We start from the raw sequence: 18,990 nt of genomic DNA, 5'->3' as shown, positions 1-18,990 counted from the left end.
GTTTAAAAAACAATCTAGACACCGTCAAGATAATACTCTATTTTGACAGTGTCAAGATTGATTGTTAGATTGCCCCCATGAATATTTCGAAAAAACCATACCACCACGGAGATCTCAGAGAGTCTCTGTTGCATAGCGCTACCGATCTGATTGCGGAGGGTGGCGTTGACAACCTGTCGATACGCAAACTGGCAGACAGGGTTGGTGTCTCCCGTACAGCCCCCTATCACCACTTTAAAGATAAGAATGAACTCCTGTGTGCCATTGCAGAACAGGGATTTAGTAAGCAGGATCAGCTTGTCCAATCATTTACCGAACAGCAATCCGGTCAATCACCCTCAGAACAGTTCGAACAGTACGTACTGACCTATATCCGGTTTGCCAACGAAGAGAAAGAGACATATGACCTGATGTATGGCCGGGAGATCTGGAAAAGCGGTCAGCCAACAGAGAGATTACAGAGCATATCAAAGCAGTGTTTTCGTAACTGGTTACACTGGGTTGAAAAGCTTCAGCAGGACAACGTTTTCGATCCTGGGCAGCCATCATTACGGGTGGCCCAATCCAGCTGGGCTGCACTGCATGGCTTATGCCGCCTTTTCAATGACGGGATATACATCGACCGTGAAGATATTGAAGATATCGCGCTTAACACCGTACAGATGATGATTGGCAGACGAACCTCTTAGTATCCCGATGAAACAGATCCAATTCAGCCACGCCAACGGTTTTCCCGGCAGTAGTTACAACTACCTTTTCAACCAGCTATCAGGGGTTGAAGTCAGTTATGTCGAAAAAATGGGACATGGGGATTACCCACTCAACAATGATCTGAAAAACTATGCTCAGGAGCTGATCGACACTGTTGAAAAGCAGCAAAGCTTTCCGCTCATTGGCGCGGGGCACTCTGCAGGTGCTGTCGTAACTCTGATGGCAGCGGCGTTACGTCCCGATCTTTTTGATCAGGTTATTCTGCTTGACCCTGTCCTGTTCAGCAAAAGAAAACGATACCTGCTGAAGCTGATGAAAGGTTTAGGGGTGCTCGATAAGATCACCCCCGCGCAACGGGCAGAAAGGCGCAGAGCACAGTTCAAAAACCGCGAAGAAGCCAGAGTCTATTTCAGCACAAAGGCGCTGTTTAAACCCTTCCATCCCGCCTGCTTTGACGACTATATCAGCTACGGGCTAGAGACCTGTGATGGAGGGCTCAGATTGAGTATCTCCCCAGAGATCGAAGCCGACATCTTCCGTAATGTTCCCCTCAGGGCGCCCAATTGGCTGAAGCAGGTCAGGGGAACTCTGATCTTTGGTAAGCACAGCGATCTGTTCAGCCAAAGCGACAAGAAATGGTGGCAGCGCAACTTTCCACATATACAGATTCGGGAGATCGATGGAGGACACCTGTTCCCTTTCGAGAAACCGGATGAGACGGCTGAGATGTTGCAACAACTTTTAACAGGTCATAAAGAGTGACAGGGTCATAATGACGCTTTTGTCATGGCCCTTTCCAGAATACAACCAATCAGACCCACAATGACCTGGCTCAACAACATCTGGCGCCTATTCCTCTTCTGGAGGCAATATTCTCGGGCCAGAGCAGATGACTAGCTCTCACCAATACACTAAACTTCACTGAGTTTATTTATTGTTCTTCAAGGATTTCACCATTATGGAGTTTCAGGATTATCTCACCATCTTGGCTAAACGCGATGGGTCCGACCTTTACTTAACCACCGGTGCTCCCCCTTGTGCAAAATTCGAAGGGAAACTCACACCACTCAGTAAAGAACCATACAAACCGGGTGAAATTGAAGCGATCGCTCACGAACTCATGGATGAGCATCAGCTGGAGGTGTTTGAGGAGGAGCTTGAGATGAATCTGGCTTACTCAATCCCTAAAGTCGCCCGTTACCGTATCAACATTTTCAAACAGCGTAACCAGTACTCCATTGTTGCACGTAATATCAAGGCTGATATCCCCAAGATGGAAGATCTGGGCCTCCCTCCCATACTCAAAGATGTGATTATGGAGAAGCGCGGTCTGGTTCTGTTTGTCGGTGCCACCGGTTCTGGTAAGTCCACCTCACTGGCGGCTTTGATCGACCACCGTAATCGTAATAGTGGCGGTCATATCATTACGATTGAAGACCCTATTGAATTTGTGCACAACCATCGCAAATCACTGGTTAACCAGCGCGAAGTGGGTGTAGACACCCGCTGTTTCCATAACGCCCTGAAAAATGCATTGCGCCAAGCCCCCGATGTAATCCTTATCGGGGAGATCCGGGATCAGGAAACCATGGAACAGTGCCTGACCTATGCTGAAACAGGCCACCTTGCGATCTCCACGCTCCATGCCAACAACTCGAACCAGGCGATCGACCGAATTATTAACTTTTTCCCCCAGGCCCGCCACAAGCAGATCTTCCACGATCTGGCATTAAACCTGAAGGCGATTGTCTCTCAGCGACTGATTCCTACCATCGATGGTAAGCGTTGTGCCGCGATTGAGATTCTTCTCGGCAGCTCCACTGTGCAGGAGCTGATCATGAAAGGCGATGTCAAAGGGATCAAGGAGGTGATGGCTAAGGCTTCCGATACCACGGGCATGCAGACTTTCGATGACTCCCTGTTTAAACTTTATCAACAGGGAAAAATCACTCAGGATCAGGCAATAATCAACTCCGATTCCGCCAATGATATGCGCTTGCGTATGAATCTGGCTGTCGTCGAAGAGGAGAAAGGGGAGAAGAAAGAGGAGAGCGAACCGCAACCCATGTTCGATGAAGAAAACCCTCTGGCTGGCATCCAGCTCCTTGATGAGGATGAAGAGATCTAAGAGAGATCTCCGAACTGTTAGCGTAAAAAACCGCCCTAACAATGACGTTTGGCGGTTTTTTTACATATCCGAACGACGCAAGATCTTAGCGTTCCAGTCTTTTTATCTCTTCCACAAAGACCAGCTCACAAGCTCCGTTACCGGTATCCTTCCGGGTGGTGGAACTCTGCCAGCGCCAGTTACTTTCATTACTACGTATCCGAACCAGCTTCCCTCTGATATAGAGCGAATCATGGGGATCGACCGACATTAACTGCTCTTCAATCTCATCCGTAGCAGGAACCATATGCATATTCGCACTATGCGTTTCAATCGCCCTGCGGGGGATAAACCAGTGATCTGTACGCCAGCGATACCAGCGCCCTGACTGACTAACCTCAAGCTGATCGATATGATCCCACTCAGCCATAGGCCCCCACCCCAATGCAAAATCTACCGGGGAGAGATTCGCTTCATGGCCACTACCGGAATAGGTTTTCGTCGATAACACAACAGCAGCCAATTCAAACTCATACAACGGCTCAACCGTGTACTCACCATCGATATCAAAGGGTGTTTTTTCATAATCCGGCAAAGGTTGTTGCAGGGGCTGTTTTATCAACTGCGGATCGACCAACTGATCAACCGTGATAGCAGAGATCTCGACGGAACGCTGGCCCAATTGATTAACCCCAATCGCCACGAGCAACCCGGCGCTCCCTAACAAAAGCAATGTTTTAAGCTTCATCCCTCAATCCAATTCCTAGACCCTTAAAGTTGTCATGATTGATTCTAAAGGAAATGCTGCCATCTACCCAGTCGCAACAAAAAAGCCCCACAGGTCTGTGGGGCAAACATAGTTCAGAGCAAAGTCACACAGGGATGCGTAACTGAAGTGGATCAGACACGTTCAATTACGGTGGAGATACCCTGGCCCATACCGATACACATGGTGGCCAGACCTAATGTCGCGTCCTGCTGCTCCAGGACATTCATCAGGGTATTCGTGATACGGGTACCGGAACAACCCAGTGGGTGACCCAGTGCGATCGCACCGCCTTTCAGGTTTACTTTGTCGTCCATCTTATCGAGCAGATTGAGACCTTTTAGGACCGACAGGCCCTGTGCGGCAAAGGCTTCGTTCAACTCAACATAATCGATATCATCGATAGTCAGTCCGGCACGCTTCAGTGCTTTCTGAGTCGCAGGAACCGGACCGTACCCCATGATTGATGGATCGCAACCCGCTACCGCCATACTCACAATACGCGCACGTGGTGTCAGACCCAGCTCTTCAGCTTTAGCGGCCGACATCACCAGCATTGCTGATGCGCCATCAGAGAAAGCAGAGGAGGTACCCGCAGTCACTGTACCCACTTTAGGTACGAAGACCGGCTTCAATGTGCTGAGCGCCTCTACAGTAGTCTCCGGACGGATCACTTCGTCAGCTTCCAACAGGGATTTAAAGCCATTCTCATCATGACCTTCAACCGGAATAATCTCACTATCCCACAGGCCATCCAGATGTGCCTGATGAGCCAGACGATGTGAGCGCGCTGCAAACTCATCCTGCATCTCACGACTAATGCCGTTCATTTTGCCCAGCATCTCAGCGGTCACCCCCATCATCATGGCGGCCTTGGCAACCTGTTTTGACATCTCGGGATTGACATCAACGCCATGCATAATCGATACGTGGCCCATATGCTCTACACCACCGGCGATAAAGATATCGCCATTGCCGGTCATAATCGCCTGGGCAGATGCATGCAGCGCAGCCATAGAGGAACCACACAGGCGATTAATCGTCTGCGCCGCTACAGTGTGCGGGATACCTGCCAGAACTGCAGCATTACGACCAATATTGAAGCCCTGCTCTTTGGTCTGGTTTACACAGCCCCACATGATATCTTCAATGGCAGCAGGCTTGAGTGAAGGGTTACGCTCAAGCAGTGCTTTCATCACCGCAGCAGACAGTGCTTCTGCACGTACATTTCGAAAAGAACCGTTTTTGGATTTACCCATCGGGGTACGAACACCGTCAACGATCACTACGTCAGTTGGTTTCAAGTTCATTATTTCTACCCCTTATGCCTTTTCGCCGGAAAAGTATTTTCCACCCGCAGCGGCCATCTGTTTCATTTTCTCAGTCGGCTGATACAGCGGACCCAGCGCATCATATTTCTTCGTCATTTCGCAGAAGTTATCCAGTCCCATCTGATCCAGATAGTGCAGAGCACCTCCTCTGAATGGAGGGAAACCGATACCGTAGATCAACCCCATATCGGCTTCTGCCGGAGTAGCCACGATGCCATCTTCGAGACAGCGTACCAGTTCAATACAAAGCGGAATCATCATACGCTCAATGATCTCTTCATCGGTGAACTCACGTGACTCAGCGACCACATCTGCCAACAGAGCAGGTACCTCTTCATCCACAAGCTTCTTCGGCTTACCTTTACGATCCAGCTCGTAACGATAAAAACCTTTACTGTTCTTCTGACCGAAGCGTTCCAGTTTGTACATCCGGTCGATTGCGTTTTCACCCTCATGGGTCATACGATCCGGGAAGCCAGCTGCCATCACCGCATCAGCATGGTAAGCAGTATCAATACCGACGACATCCAATAGATAAGCAGGGCCCATAGGCCAGCCGAAACGCTCCATCACTCTGTCGATCTGCTGGAAGTTGGCTCCGTCGGATAACAGTGCACTAAAGCCACCGAAGTATGGAAACAGAACACGGTTAACCAGAAAGCCAGGGCAATCATTCACCACGATCGGTGTTTTTCCCATCGCTTTTGCATATGCCACCGTGCGTGCAATCGCCTCTTCAGAGCTTTTCTCACCACGAATAACTTCCACCAATGGCATCTGATGCACCGGGTTAAAGAAGTGCATACCACAGAAGTTTTCCGGCTTTTTCAGTGCAGTCGCCAGCTCAGTAATCGAGATAGTCGACGTATTCGAAGTCAGTACCGCACCTTCCGGAAGTTCGCTTTCCACTTCAGCTAGCACCGCTTTCTTAACATTCGGGTTTTCTACAACCGCTTCTACAACCAGATCTACCGAGCCAAAATCACCGTAATTCAAAGTAGGGGTTATCTTATTCAGGACACCTGCCATCTTCATGGCATCCATACGACCACGGGAAACACGCTTGTTCAGCAATTTAGTGGCTTCATCCAGACCCAACTCCAGCGCAGCGTCGTTAATATCTTTCATCAGGATCGGTGTACCTTTAGAGGCTGACTGGTAAGCAACCCCACCACCCATGATACCCGCACCCAGTACCGCTGCTTTTTTAACCGGCTCAGCTTTACTTTCGAAGCCTTTGCTGACCTTCTTCACGTACTGGTCTTTCATGAACAGGCCAACCAAAGACGCGCAAACATCAGTCTTCGCAACTTTTACGAAGCCTTTCGCTTCTACTTCGATCGCTTTATCACGAGGTAGATTTGCATGTTTCTGTATCGCTTTTAGCGCAGCCATTGGCGCTGGGTAATGTGGCCCTGCTTTACCGCCGATCACACCTTTGGCAGATTCAAACGCCATCATCTGTTCAATCTGATTCAGCTTGATTGGGCTCTTCTTCTCTTCACGACGAGCGATGTAGTCAAATTTACCCGTGACGCAGTTCTTCAGCAGATCCAGTGCAGCAGCCGCAACCTGATCCACCGCCACAACAGAATCAACCGCACCATCTTTCAGTGCCGCTGCAGCTCTTTTCTCAACGCCACCACAGATCCATTCATTTCCATTATCAACACCGATCAGGCGTGGCAGACGGACAGTCCCTCCCCAACCAGGGAAGATTCCCAGTTTCACTTCCGGAAGACCTACCTTTGCATTATCGGCCAGTACGCGATAATCGGTCGCCAGGCAGACTTCGAAACCACCACCGAGTGCCAGACCATTGATCGCAGTAACCGTCGGGCAAGGGAGGTCTTCGATCGCATTGAAGATCTGATGAATGCTCAGCAGGCCTTCTACAATCTCTTCTTCAGTAGCCGAGAACATCTGCATAAATTCTGTGATGTCCGCACCGACAATAAAGCTCTCTTTAGCACTGGAGAAGATGACACCACGAATACCTTGAGTATCTGTCAAAAGAGTTACGGCTTCGCGCAGCTCTGCCAGTGTTGCCTGATCGAGTTTATTAACAGCATCTTCTTTGCGGTCGAAAACCACATCGTAGATTCCATCTTCGATCAGATTCACCTGAATCGTTTGTCCTTCGAAAAGCATCTAAGTTGCTCCGTATTTTTATTTTGGGCTCAAGCACGGGCTGAGCTCTTTAGGATTCTTATACTTAATTAAAGCTTAGTTTCCAGTTCTGGCACGACCTCAAACAGATCCGCTACCAGACTGTAGTCAGCCACCTGAAAGATTGGTGCTTCCTCATCCTTGTTGATCGCAACAATCACTTTGGATTCTTTCATACCAGCCAGGTGCTGAATCGCTCCGGAAATACCCACAGCGATATAAAGATCAGGAGCCACCATCTTACCGGTCTGACCTACCTGCATATCATTAGGTACAAAGCCTGCATCTACCGCTGCGCGCGATGCACCAACCGCAGCGCCTAACTTGTCAGCGACACTGTAGAGCAGGTCAAAGTTTTCACCATTGCCCATACCTCGACCACCTGACACAACCACTGAAGCAGCCGTTAGTTCTGGTCGATCGCTCTCTGCCAACTCCTCACCAACAAAACAGGAGATACCGGCATCGCATACTTCGCCGATCACAGAAATGTGTGCAGTACCGCCTGTACTTTCCACCGCATCAAACGCTGTACCACGCACTGTTATCACTTTAACAGCATCAGCAGACTGTACAGTTGCGATCGCATTGCCTGCATAGATAGGACGTTTAAAAGTATCCGCTGACTCAACCGTAATAATGTCGGATATCTGGTTAACATCCAGCAGGGCTGCAACGCGTGGCAGGAAATTTTTACCGGTTGTAGTCGCCGATGCCAGAATATGTTCGTAATCCGCAGCAAATGTCTGGACCAGTTTGCTCAGATTCTCAGCTAGTTGATGCTCATACGCCGCATCATCAGCTAACAGCACTTTTGCCACAGCTGGAATCTGCGCAGCAGTCTCAGCCACACCCTGACAGTTACTTCCCGCCACCAGCAGATGGATTTCACCACCTATCGCAGTAGCTGCCGACAGTGTGTTCAGCGTGACCGGTTTAAGTTCGCTGTTATCGTGTTCTGCTATTACCAGAATGGTCATGACGTAAACCTCCTCAGATCACTTTGGCTTCGTTGCGCAGCTTTTCTACCAGCTCATCTACAGAGCCCACCCTAATGCCTGACTGACGTTCAGCAGGAGGTTCCACACGCAGCAGTGAAATATTGCTGGATACAGTTACACCCAGATCATCCGGGCTGATCACTTCCAGCGGTTTACGTTTAGCTTTCATAATATTGGGCAACGAGGCATAACGGGGTTCATTAAGACGCAGATCCGTGGTAACAATCGCCGGCATAGCCAACTCAACGGTTTGCAGGCCACCATCTACTTCACGGGTTACCTGTACGTTATCGCCCTCTACTTTAACTTCAGAAGCAAAGGTACCCTGCGGACGATCCAGTAGCGCGGCCAACATCTGACCTGTCTGGTTATTATCAGAATCGATCGCCTGTTTACCCAGAATCACCATACCCGGCGCTTCTTTCTCAACCACTTTTGCAAGCAGTTTGGCTACAGAAAGGGAGTCAGGACCCTCTTCAGTATCGATACGGATACCACGATCAACTCCCAATGCCAGTGCTGTCCGGATCTGCTCTTCACAACTTTTGCTACCGATAGAAACCACAACCACTTCTGAAGCAGTACCAGCTTCCTTCAGGCGAACCGCCTCTTCGATTGCAATTTCACAGAATGGATTCAGGGCCATTTTCACATTGGCCAGATCGACATCGCTGTTATCCGCTTTCACGCGAACTTTCACGTTGTAGTCAATTACTCGTTTTACGGCAACCAGTACTTTCATAACTGCCTCATATCATTATTAAGTTTGAACTCTGGTGACTATCGAGTTTCCAGCCTTCATACACGGAAGTTCATTACCTCCTGAAACTATTCACTATCTTAGTTTTCAACCAGAATTCAACAATGACAAAAATAGGCGCATTCGATGACAAATAATTTCAAAAAAACATAACCATCTGAAAAATATAAATTAAATTTAATCTCAAGATATAAAAAAACGTTCAAATAAGATCAAGCCTGGCAATCAAACAAAAATCTCCCATAAAAAAAGGGGCCATAGGCCCCTTTGTTATCTTTAAATAAATATCTTAAAGATATTTTTTAAGCGTAAACGCTCCGCGTAGATCTCCTGTTACAAACCCGGTTGCTTTATCTTCCGGATAAAGCGTGTGGATACGCTCTTTCAATTCAGGCTTAATCTCACCACCATGGCATGCCAGGCAGTTTTCACCAACCGGGATAGCTTTCATCATACGGAAAACTTTACGCCCATCTTCATCAATCACAACTTGAGAAAAGGCAAGCGTCTTCAGGTTTGCGCCCTGTTTTGCTTTACTCTCAAATTGATCCAAAACATCTTTCTCCCACGCATCCGGTGCATTATCAGGATTGCGCAGTTTTAAACTTGTTCGGCCGATATCCCAACCTGCATTCTCGCTTACAGCAGCGGTCAATCCCTGCGCTTTAGTATTACAGACGCTGATGGCTGCAGGTGCTCCACCTTCAGCTTTAGCCTGCTTAAGCTCTCCACCCAGAGTCGTCACCAGTTGTTTGATCACACCTTTTGCTTCTGCCTGCAATTCTGGAATATTGACCGAGAAATTTTCTGCCTGAGTTGCAGTTGCCATCAGCATACCCGCAACAATTAAAAACCTTTTCATATCTGGCTCCCCTCTGAATACAGCGCCATTTGTCATTGCCGACAATTATATACTTTCATCTAAATTAGTAAATGCTTATATTTGGAATTAATGCTGAATATCAGAGGAGGCACTCATCCCCATAGTGCAGATGCTAACGATTCTTATGCAGAAATGCTGAGAAAGCCTGACGGGCTTCTCTGGAGAACAAACTCTGATAGAAAAGCTCGCCCTCTTCATCCATCACGCTGTGGAGCTGTTCTAAATAATCCTTTTTCATCAGCTGCTTAGAGGCTTTCACTGATTCTATCGGCAGGTCAGCCAAAGCTTGAGCCCTGGAGCGGGCGACCTCCTTCAGCTCATCTAATCCAACCACCTGATTGATCAAACCGATCTCCCTACCGCGTGCAGCTCCGAATGCGCTCCCTTCGACCATCAATTCAAAAGCGCTCTGATGACCGATCATACGGGGAAATAACAGTGTCGATCCCCCCTCTGGCAGAAGTCCCATCCTAACAAACGGCATCAGACAACGCAGATTATCTGCGGCGATAACAAGATCACAATGGAGCAGCAGGGTTGTACCAATACCAACCGCATCCCCCTGTATAGCGGCTATCACAGGTTTTTTCATTGCCGCCAGGGTGTGCAGAAAGTGGATGATCACCTTAACCGACTGGGGATCATCCACTGAAGCTACAAAATCACCAATATCATTGCCCGCTGAAAAGGAATCTCCCGCACCTGTTAACAGAATGACATTCACCTTCGGATTCTCATCTGCAGCCTTCAGGCGCTCACTCAATTGCCGATACATCGGCAGTGTCAGAGCGTTCTTCTTTTCTGGCCGGTTTAACTGAATTTCTACGACCGCATCGCGTTGCTCTTGTTGGATTAGATCATCCATTCCCGTCAGGCTCCTGAGACTGTAATAAGGTTCTCTGGTTGATAATGATTTGGCAGATAGCGTTTAACCATCGAACCGCTCTGGCTCCAGGAATGACAACTGTTCAGCATCAACCTGGCACCTTCAGATAAGACATCTTTATCGCTGTTTGGCCAAAGAGTTTGAATCGCAGTTGTTGCGAGTACCGGTAGCAACTCATTGAGATGCGTACACCCTTGAACTCCCCCCAGACGATCTCTACAAAGCAGTTGCCAGCCCGGCCCAATCCGACTTCCTTCCAATTTTTTGAAGGCAGAAATGATACCGGAACAGATCTTGAAGGGCGCATAATCGATGCTGGCTTCGACCTCACGGATAAGCAAAGTATTATCCATGGTTAGCCGAATACTGAGATCATGAAAGGGCTCTCCCGCAGGGACATAGCCACCACGCTCTGGATTATCCACATTATGGGATTTTGTATCGGTCATCCTGGCTTCAATATCCCAGTCACCATCTTCTCTGAGATAACCATGGCAGCGTACGACTCGCTGGTGATGAAGCATCCGCTTAACCGGTTTTGAGAGTGGCATCAGAGTTCTCTCTTCATGCGGCTGTAGAGCTATCGTCTTTAAGCATACGACGTAGCACCTTACCCACGTTTGATTTGGGCAGCTCAGAGGCAAACTCAACCTGTTTAGGGACCTTGTAGCGGGTTAACTTATCCTTACACCAGTCACGAATCTGTTCACGTGACAGCTCAGCATTTTCACTGACCACAAAGACCTTCACCGATTCTCCAGCTTTAGTGTCCGGTATGCCAATCGCTGCACACTCGATTACATCAGGGTGCTGCGTGATTACATCTTCGATCTCATTCGGATAGACATTAAAGCCCGAGACGATAATCATATCTTTCGCCCGGTCAACGATACGGTAATACCCCTCTTCATCGACTGTCGCTATATCTCCAGTGATGAAATAACCGTCCTCAGTGAACGAGGAGCGGGTTTCTCTCTCTCGCTGCCAATAACCTTTCATCACCTGAGGTCCTTTGACGCAGAGTTCACCCGCCTCTCCAGGCGCCACATCCTGACCATCCGTACCGATAATCCGGATATCAGTATGCGTCATCGGCAATCCAATGGTACCCACTCTGTTTTGACTCGGCGGATTGAAACAGACCGCTGGCGAGGTTTCTGTTAAGCCGTACCCTTCAATGATTTCGCAGCCGGTTTCCGCTTTCCACTGTTCCGCTGTAGCCAGATTCAGTGCCATTCCCCCTGAAGCGGTAAATTTCAGGTTACTGAAATCCACATCGCGAAACTTTTCGTGATTACACAGAGCAATAAATAGCGTGTTCAGCCCGATGAAGGTACTCATTCTCCAGCGTCCCAGCTCCTTAACAAATCCGGGAATATCACGCGGATTGGGGATTAAGACACTGTGTCCACCCAACAGGCTGACAACCTGAGCAACGGTAAAGGCATAGATATGGTAGAGCGGCAGAGGCGATATAACGGTTTCAGTCCAATCAACACCGGGAACAGTGAGACGCTCTTTTGCCTGCAACATATTGGCAATCAAATTTGCATGCGTGAGCACAGCCCCTTTAGACACACCGGTAGTCCCCCCCGTATATTGCAGTACAGCAGTATCTGCCGGGGTTCTTTTGACCACTGCCGGTAACTGCCCCTGATATTTATAGAGCGCAGCACGAAGTGGGATCGCATTCGGCAGGTTATAGTCCGGCTCCATCTTCTTCAGATACTTAACCGCCGCATTCAAAAGATTCCGTTTAATGAAATCATGCAGATCCCCAACCTGAGTAACAAACAGATGCTGAATCTGGGTTTTATCCAGAATTTTTTCTGCATTGTGAGCCATGCTCTTATGGATGATGAGCGCTTTGGCACCGGAGTCACAGAACTGATGCTCCATCTCAGCGGAGGTATAAAGGGGGTTGGTATTCACTACCACCAGACCGGCTCTGAGAATACCAAAGAGCACGATTGGGTACTGAATCAGATTAGGTAACTGGATCGCAACACGATCACCGGGCTGAAGATCTGTTTCCTGCTGAAGGTAAACGGCAAAGGCGGCAGAGAGTCGATCAAGCTCCTCGTAATCGATTGTTCTGCCAAAGCTGGTATAGGCCGGTTTTTCACGGAACTGACTACACGCATACGCCAAAACATCGGGTATGGTCTGGAAACCATAATCATTTAATTCATCAGGTATTGAATCAGCAGTTGGTAACGGCTGTACCATCACAAACCCCTCTATAATTATTTTTATTGAGTATTCAAAGATGCACTCCCCTCATCCAGAGGGGAATTTTGTGTTACAACATCTTCTTTCAGCTTAGGCTACCGGAAAAATCGTAGCCAGCTTAGTTGCAAGCATAATATCTCCGTCAGCCTGGATACGCCCGCTCATAAAAGCTTGCATACCATCGGTTTCTCCCGACATTACCTCGCCCAATGTTGCACTGTCCATACGTAGCGTCACTGTTGCTTCATCACTACAGCCCTCTGATACTGAGCAGCCGCCATCATGGACTGTGACATACCACTCTCCCCCATCACTGATCTCATATTGAAATACAGCGTCTGTGCCTTCAGCCGCTTCGGCATTAAATCTGCTTTGCATCTCGGTAAATACCGCTGATAGTTCCGACATGTTCACTACCTCTGTAGATTTTTTATTTTTGTATGAATATCGCTTTGCATTTAAAGCAAGCAGGCCACGTAATAGCGTGTTGCTGAGCGACTTGTGCAATCGCTTTTTCATAATCACGCCCTAGAAAGAAAACTGTTCAGGCTCCATACCCATTAAATTTTCAGCGCCGGATTGCATCGTAACAACCAATGATCGGGTACGAGGCAGGATCCGTTCAAAATAGAATCGTGCCGTTTTAAGCTTCGCTTCATAAAAGGCAGCATCACCTTCACCCGCACTAAGCTGATCCTGAGCAACTTTCGCCATGCGCGCCCAGAAATAACCCAGTACGACATAACCGGAGTACATCAGATAATCGACCGAAGCTGCGCCAACTTCATCACGATCCTGCATCGCCTTCATACCCACATTCATCGTCAACTCACCCCACTCTTTGTTGAGTGATGCCAACTCTTCGATAAAGGTATTCATCTGCGGGTTATCTGCTTCTGTTTGACAGAATCTATGTACAATTTTGGTAAAACCTTTCAGTGCTTCACCCTGGGTCATCAGCACCTTACGACCAAGCAGATCAAGCGCCTGAATCTGCGTCGTTCCCTCGTACAGCATGGAGATACGACTATCACGCACATTCTGCTCCATCCCCCATTCAGCGATAAAACCGTGACCACCGAAGATCTGTAGACCATGGTTAGCCGATTCGAAACCGACCTCAGTGAGAAAAGCTTTTGCGATTGGGGTAAGAAAAGCCAGCAGAGCATCGGCTTGTGCTTTGTCCTCGCCCTCAGATATTTTCACCTGATCCACGAGTTGAGCACAGTAATAGATCAATGCCCGGCCTCCCTCAGCAAACGCTTTCTGAGTTAATAGCATTTTTCGCACTTCAGGATGAACGATGATCGGATCGGCGGCTTTGTCAGGGCAAGCGGCGCCATTAAGGGCACGCATCTGCAAGCGATCTTTCGCGTATGCCAGAGAGTTCTGAAATCCCCACTCTGCGTGCGCCAGCCCTTGCAGCGCGGTTCCTAAGCGCGCAGTATTCATAAAGGTGAACATACAGTTCAGACCTTTATTCGCTGCGCCGATCAGGTAGCCTGTCGCATTATCGAAATTCATGACACAGGTTGAGTTGCCGTGAATCCCCATTTTATGTTCCAGTGATCCACAGCTGACACCGTTCCCCTCACCTAAAGAGGAAGGCAGATGTTTCGGCACAATAAACAGAGAGATCCCTTTCGTCCCCTCTGGGGCGCCAGGTAACCGAGCCAACACAATATGGACAATATTATCCGCCATATCGTGTTCACCGGCAGAGATGAATATCTTGGTTCCGGTGATCTTGTAGCTGCCATCTTCCTGAGGTTCAGCTTTAGTACGCAGCATCCCCAGATCAGTACCACAGTGAGGTTCTGTCAGGCACATCGTACCGGTCCACTCACCCGAGACCAGCTTTGTCAGATAGGTCTCTTTTTGATCATCCGTTCCGTGAGCACCGAGCGTATTCATCGCGCCATGACTCAAACCCGGATACATACTCCACGACCAGTTTGCGGTACCTACCATCTCATTGATGATAATACCCAGTGATTCCGGCAACCCCTGACCGCCATATTCAGTTTCATGGGCCAGTGAGGGCCAACCGCCCTCAACAAATTGATGATAAGCCTCTTTAAACCCTTCAGGCGTAGTCACCTGACCATCATTCCAGGTACACCCCTGCTGATCACCTATCTGATTTAAGGGTGAGAGCACTCGCTCAGAAAACTTAGCTCCCTCCTCCATAATAGCCGCCACCATATCCGGTGTAGCTTCTTCGCAATCAGGGAGAGCCTGGTAGTGCTTAGCTGAGTCCAGCACCTCATTCAGAACAAAGTCCATATCTCTTAGGGGAGCTTTGTATTCTGGCATGACATTATCCTCAATATTATTGTTATCGCTTCTGAAACAACTTTTCAGAAGGGCAGGTAACCGGAAACAACCACCGCTAACTGCTTAATTACATGTATTAAGGATGGTTGAAAGACTCAGATCAGCCAATAACAAAAGACACCAGTTTCGATAACAAAATATGCCATCAGTTGAAATAAGCTCTGATTACCGCAAATACAAAGCAGTTAATCTGACAGATCCGAGCATACAGAATGACATTTTCAATCAAATGAAATTAACAGGGATATAGAAATGAAAAAACCGGCGCAACTGGCCGGTTTTGGATAGGACTAAACGATTAACGCAGGAAGTTAAATAGATTCAGATCCTGTACCTTGGCAAAGCTGGAATATGCCGCCTGCAGTGCAGTCTCCTGCAAGGCAAAACGACTAATCGCTTCGTTATAGTCCAGATCTTCAAACGAGGAGAGCGCCTCCTGTGTGAACAACTTATAATCTTCGTTGACGAGATCCTGCTGCTCCAACGCATTTAAGCGTCCACCAATACTGGAACGCGATGCAATATTTCGCTCTTCAATGCCGGCTAGGCTATCAAGAATATGATCCATACGCTGATTAAACTGCTCCTTACCCTGTGCAGTCGACAGATCAGAATTATTCAACGCGTCTTTAAGATCCAGAGCGGTATTCAGTATATTATGCTGATCAAAAACATCCAGAGTCGCATCACCATCTACTGAGGTATCGACTTCAATATCGACACCTGACAGAGAGATACTGGTTGTACCGGGAGGCCATGAACCTACCGTCGTCCCGTTTTTATCTGTAACGGTCAATGCGCCGCCAGATACTTCAAAATTAAGCGGGCCATTTGCATCCATAAAACTACCAAAGGACTCCGCATCACCACCCTGAATATCTACCCCTCCGATTACAGATACGGTCTGCTCCACGTCCGCAATCACATACCCCGGTACCAGAGGAACTTTTTCAAAGATATCAAACCCGGAATCGGTCGAAGCTACTTTATTTTCAGGACCAATCTGCAGAAAACGCTGGCCATCATCGCCATTAAAAACATAACGACCTGAAGCGGAGTCTACGGTATAGGGCTTAGTAAACCCTTTGTTACCAGAGAAAATATACTCACCCTGAACATCCTTAGTGTTCATCAGACTGTCCAGAGATTTGATAATCTCGCCAACTTCGGATGCGATCACTTCACGATCGGTCTCGGTCAGCGTTCCGTTTTTCCCCTGGATGGTGAGCTCTCGCAAACGGATCGAGAGGTTATTCACCTGCTCGATCGTGATCTCTTCGAGCCTCAATCGACGATCAGCCACCTCGATATTGCCAGAGAACTGTTCGGTGCGGGCTACCTCTTTTTTGAATTTTTGAATCTGAGCCGACGCCAGTGGATCATCAGAGGGCTGCAGCACGCGCTTGCCCGTTGATAGCTGCTGCTGTGTCTTAAACAGGTCCGCACTGGACTTACTCAGATTATCGATATTGCTTAAAAATACTTGCTGTGTAGAGATTCTCATCTGCTATCTCCTTAAACACTCTGCAACAGGCTATCAAAGATCGTTTGTGCTGCCCGGATAAGCTGGGCAGATGCCTGATATGCCTGCTGGTACTGAACCAGCTTTGTTGCCTCTTCATCCAGATTGACACCCGCAATACTGGAACGTTGTTGTTTATTCGAGTCAAGCACCGCTTTACCCGCCTGTGCGTTCACCTGAGCGACCGCTGCTTCTGTACCTACACGCTCGACTGACTGCCCATATTTGTCCTGATAAGATGCCCCTTCAACCGTCTTGGCAAACTGCAGGTCTGACATTAAAAGAGCATTCCGGTTATCAGATACACCTCCAATATTCAGGTTGATTGCAAACGTATCGTTCAACGAAGGTGAATTGCTGATGGTGACTTCATACCCCTGAAGCTGGATCGATTGACCGGAAACATACTGACCGATCTGACGATCGCCATCAGCATCGGTAAATTGATAAAGCCCCACGCTCTCTGAACCGTCATGATCAACAGTAAAAACATCACCATTCGCGACCGCATTGATATCCAGCGTAATGCCGTAATCATCAGTCAGATCTAACTGAGCATCGCCGATCGCCCCAACACCCGTAACAGTAGATGGCGGTACGGATGAATCCGTAACATTAAACGCCCCCCCAACCGCGGTAATGGTTACCGGATACGTAATACCTGAAGCCGCAGAAACCTGAACATTTGACGCAGTGCCAGTATTCCCTCCTGCAGCGGTGATCTCTAACGGGCTTAAAAAGCTCACATCTAAAGGCGGCGTTAATTCGCCTGATAGACCAGACTGCTCTGCATACTCTGGATCGGTGATACTAACTGTTACAACCCCGGTCCCCTTATTACTGGCATCTTCCGAAGCCGCAAGCGGCGCTGCCAACGCAAGCTGACTTGCCTGGTTGATCACCGTATCAATCTCGGCTGCGGCCATCCGGGTCGGCCGGATCAGAAACTTATCCCCGGTCACAAAAGACCCATTTCCATCCAGCGTCAACGTCACACCATCAATTCGAAGCGTAAGATCTCCGGAGAGATTATCCAGATAGAACTCCCCATCCTCATCAACTTCGGCTGCGCTGGTCGGTGCCGGACCATTTTGGTTCAGATCTAAAGGCGTCCAACGTACCTCATCATTACCACGTATCAGGGTGAAGTTTGAGTCATTACTAAAAATCAACTCATACTCAGTCGCTTCGACTTTAGTGACATCGTTAATCACCACGCTGCCAGTCGCCTGGGTAATATTATCTCGCTCGGCTAAAACTCGGTTGTATGTCGCCTGAGAGCTGTTGATATCGGTAAACAGAAGTCCACCGGCATTCCCATCCAGATCCATCCCTTTCTGATGCTGCTCATTCATCGTTTCAGCAAACACAAGTGCGATACGACCCAGTTCATCGAGCGATTCATTCAAGGTATTATCACGATAATCCAGCATCCCCCCGATCTTTCCTCCTGAGAGCTGACTGGTGATATCGCCAACCGTATTACCGATCTGAACACCTATATTCAACTGACTGGGATCCGCTGGACTGATAATCGTAGATAACGTATTTGCGCTTTGGCCGACAACCAGAGGCTCACCATTACCGATAAACACACTCACTTCGCTGGTGTTGCCATCTTCAATCGTGGTGAAACCGATATATTGTGACAGCTCTTCAAGTTTGGCATCACGCTGATCGAGCAGTTCACTTGAAACGTTTCCTGCAGCCTCAGCGATCCTGATATCGTCATTCAGCTCAGCAATATTGATCGCTATGGTGTTGATGGCAGCAACATTACTTTCAAGGCGACCATTGATGGTCTCACTTTGACGTCGAATATTGGCGTCGAGGTCATTAAAACGTTGAACCAACGCTTCAGCCTGCGCAATAAACAGCTCCCGGTTAGGCAAGCTGACCGGATCATCTACCGCTGTTTGCAGTGCTCCGAAGTAATCATCCATCGCTTTCGAGATACTGGTCACATCGGAAGCCATCAGATTGTCCAGCTCATTGGCGAAATCTTCGAAGATATCGTAACTGCTGAAAGTTGCACTATCCGCCCAGATCTGACGATTCAGAAAGGCATCAGCGATCCGGTCTATATCATCAACGGCGACCCCACCCTGACCTGCACGCGCCTGAAATACAGGAGCCTGACGTGTGTAACCCTCAGTATTCACATTACTGATATTCTGACCCGTTATGGATAACGCAGTCTGGTTGGCCAGAAGACTCTGTGAACCCAGTGATAGTAAACCAAAACCTGACATAATCTGACTCCTTTGAGGATCTCTAGCTATATG

At 48.4% G+C, this 18,990-nt stretch carries 16 protein-coding genes; 3 read left to right on the top strand and 13 right to left on the bottom strand.

Annotated features, from left to right (window positions below):
- Positions 1 to 77 precede the first annotated feature (77 nt).
- From Q0882_RS15980 to Q0882_RS15970, 3 genes are all read left to right on the top strand, one after another.
- Positions 78 to 689 (top strand): TetR/AcrR family transcriptional regulator, encoded by a 612-nt coding sequence (locus Q0882_RS15980; RefSeq protein ID WP_299183783.1) that lies wholly within the window; start codon positions 78 to 80, stop codon positions 687 to 689.
- A gap of 7 nt (positions 690 to 696) precedes the next feature.
- Positions 697 to 1,473: an alpha/beta hydrolase gene (locus Q0882_RS15975; protein ID WP_299183781.1), complete on the top strand. Its 777-nt coding sequence runs from the start codon at positions 697 to 699 to the stop codon at positions 1,471 to 1,473.
- A gap of 196 nt (positions 1,474 to 1,669) precedes the next feature.
- Positions 1,670 to 2,839 carry a PilT/PilU family type 4a pilus ATPase gene (locus Q0882_RS15970; protein WP_299183776.1) on the top strand — a complete coding sequence of 390 codons (1,170 nt, stop codon included), beginning with the start codon at positions 1,670 to 1,672 and terminating at the stop codon, positions 2,837 to 2,839.
- Between the two features lie 85 nt (positions 2,840 to 2,924).
- On the opposite strand, the gene Q0882_RS15965 is transcribed toward Q0882_RS15970, so the two are convergent.
- The 13 genes from Q0882_RS15965 to flgK all read right to left on the bottom strand — a co-directional run bounded on the left by Q0882_RS15965 (position 2,925) and on the right by flgK (position 18,957).
- Entirely contained in the window at positions 2,925 to 3,566 is a 642-nt protein-coding gene (locus Q0882_RS15965; protein WP_299183773.1) for a hypothetical protein, read from the bottom strand.
- A 152-nt stretch (positions 3,567 to 3,718) separates the two neighbouring features.
- Complete coding sequence (gene fadA / locus Q0882_RS15960) at positions 3,719 to 4,894, bottom strand: acetyl-CoA C-acyltransferase FadA (protein ID WP_299183770.1); 1,176 nt, start codon at positions 4,892 to 4,894, stop codon at positions 3,719 to 3,721.
- A gap of 12 nt (positions 4,895 to 4,906) precedes the next feature.
- Entirely contained in the window at positions 4,907 to 7,066 is a 2,160-nt protein-coding gene (fadB, locus tag Q0882_RS15955; protein ID WP_299183767.1) for a fatty acid oxidation complex subunit alpha FadB, read from the bottom strand.
- Positions 7,067 to 7,134: 68 nt separating this feature from the next.
- Positions 7,135 to 8,064 (bottom strand): FAD-binding protein, encoded by a 930-nt coding sequence (locus tag Q0882_RS15950; RefSeq protein WP_299183764.1) that lies wholly within the window; start codon positions 8,062 to 8,064, stop codon positions 7,135 to 7,137.
- A gap of 13 nt (positions 8,065 to 8,077) precedes the next feature.
- On the bottom strand, positions 8,078 to 8,827 hold the full coding sequence (locus Q0882_RS15945; protein ID WP_299183762.1) for an electron transfer flavoprotein subunit beta/FixA family protein: 750 nt from the start codon (positions 8,825 to 8,827) through the stop codon (positions 8,078 to 8,080).
- A gap of 307 nt (positions 8,828 to 9,134) precedes the next feature.
- Positions 9,135 to 9,707: a DUF3365 domain-containing protein gene (locus tag Q0882_RS15940; protein WP_299183760.1), complete on the bottom strand. Its 573-nt coding sequence runs from the start codon at positions 9,705 to 9,707 to the stop codon at positions 9,135 to 9,137.
- A 133-nt stretch (positions 9,708 to 9,840) separates the two neighbouring features.
- Positions 9,841 to 10,593, bottom strand: a complete 753-nt coding sequence (locus tag Q0882_RS15935) for an enoyl-CoA hydratase-related protein (protein WP_299183757.1) — start codon at positions 10,591 to 10,593, stop codon at positions 9,841 to 9,843.
- A 5-nt stretch (positions 10,594 to 10,598) separates the two neighbouring features.
- Positions 10,599 to 11,165: a DUF2889 domain-containing protein gene (locus Q0882_RS15930; RefSeq protein ID WP_299183754.1), complete on the bottom strand. Its 567-nt coding sequence runs from the start codon at positions 11,163 to 11,165 to the stop codon at positions 10,599 to 10,601.
- Between the two features lie 13 nt (positions 11,166 to 11,178).
- Positions 11,179 to 12,843, bottom strand: a complete 1,665-nt coding sequence (locus tag Q0882_RS15925; RefSeq protein WP_299183753.1) for an AMP-binding protein — start codon at positions 12,841 to 12,843, stop codon at positions 11,179 to 11,181.
- A 93-nt stretch (positions 12,844 to 12,936) separates the two neighbouring features.
- Entirely contained in the window at positions 12,937 to 13,365 is a 429-nt protein-coding gene (locus tag Q0882_RS15920) for an SCP2 sterol-binding domain-containing protein (RefSeq protein ID WP_299183751.1), read from the bottom strand.
- Positions 13,366 to 13,374: 9 nt separating this feature from the next.
- Entirely contained in the window at positions 13,375 to 15,162 is a 1,788-nt protein-coding gene (locus tag Q0882_RS15915; protein WP_299183748.1) for an acyl-CoA dehydrogenase C-terminal domain-containing protein, read from the bottom strand.
- Positions 15,163 to 15,481: 319 nt separating this feature from the next.
- Positions 15,482 to 16,687 carry a flagellar hook-associated protein FlgL gene (gene flgL / locus Q0882_RS15910; RefSeq protein WP_299183746.1) on the bottom strand — a complete coding sequence of 402 codons (1,206 nt, stop codon included), beginning with the start codon at positions 16,685 to 16,687 and terminating at the stop codon, positions 15,482 to 15,484.
- 11 nt (positions 16,688 to 16,698) lie between these two features.
- A complete protein-coding gene (gene flgK, locus Q0882_RS15905; RefSeq protein ID WP_299183743.1) occupies positions 16,699 to 18,957 on the bottom strand; it encodes a flagellar hook-associated protein FlgK in 2,259 nt (752 codons plus the stop codon).
- Positions 18,958 to 18,990: the final 33 nt, after the last annotated feature.

The sequence above is a fragment of the uncultured Neptuniibacter sp. genome, from assembly GCF_947498015.1.
GTDB lineage: Bacteria > Pseudomonadota > Gammaproteobacteria > Pseudomonadales > Balneatricaceae > Neptuniibacter.
This window is presented reverse-complemented; position numbering and strand designations above follow the sequence as displayed.

Coding starts and splice junctions, on each gene's coding strand:
- fadB (WP_299183767.1), bottom strand. CDS start 7,066: ATGCTTTTCGAAGGACAAACGATTCAGGTGAATCTGATCGAAGATGGA.
- Q0882_RS15940 (WP_299183760.1), bottom strand. CDS start 9,707: ATGAAAAGGTTTTTAATTGTTGCGGGTATGCTGATGGCAACTGCAACT.
- Q0882_RS15935 (WP_299183757.1), bottom strand. CDS start 10,593: ATGGATGATCTAATCCAACAAGAGCAACGCGATGCGGTCGTAGAAATT.
- Q0882_RS15975 (WP_299183781.1), top strand. CDS start 697: ATGAAACAGATCCAATTCAGCCACGCCAACGGTTTTCCCGGCAGTAGT.
- Q0882_RS15965 (WP_299183773.1), bottom strand. CDS start 3,566: ATGAAGCTTAAAACATTGCTTTTGTTAGGGAGCGCCGGGTTGCTCGTG.
- flgK (WP_299183743.1), bottom strand. CDS start 18,957: ATGTCAGGTTTTGGTTTACTATCACTGGGTTCACAGAGTCTTCTGGCC.
- Q0882_RS15925 (WP_299183753.1), bottom strand. CDS start 12,843: ATGGTACAGCCGTTACCAACTGCTGATTCAATACCTGATGAATTAAAT.
- Q0882_RS15980 (WP_299183783.1), top strand. CDS start 78: ATGAATATTTCGAAAAAACCATACCACCACGGAGATCTCAGAGAGTCT.
- Q0882_RS15950 (WP_299183764.1), bottom strand. CDS start 8,064: ATGACCATTCTGGTAATAGCAGAACACGATAACAGCGAACTTAAACCG.
- Q0882_RS15915 (WP_299183748.1), bottom strand. CDS start 15,162: ATGCCAGAATACAAAGCTCCCCTAAGAGATATGGACTTTGTTCTGAAT.
- Q0882_RS15920 (WP_299183751.1), bottom strand. CDS start 13,365: ATGAAAAAGCGATTGCACAAGTCGCTCAGCAACACGCTATTACGTGGC.
- fadA (WP_299183770.1), bottom strand. CDS start 4,894: ATGAACTTGAAACCAACTGACGTAGTGATCGTTGACGGTGTTCGTACC.
- Q0882_RS15930 (WP_299183754.1), bottom strand. CDS start 11,165: ATGCCACTCTCAAAACCGGTTAAGCGGATGCTTCATCACCAGCGAGTC.
- Q0882_RS15945 (WP_299183762.1), bottom strand. CDS start 8,827: ATGAAAGTACTGGTTGCCGTAAAACGAGTAATTGACTACAACGTGAAA.
- Q0882_RS15970 (WP_299183776.1), top strand. CDS start 1,670: ATGGAGTTTCAGGATTATCTCACCATCTTGGCTAAACGCGATGGGTCC.
- flgL (WP_299183746.1), bottom strand. CDS start 16,687: ATGAGAATCTCTACACAGCAAGTATTTTTAAGCAATATCGATAATCTG.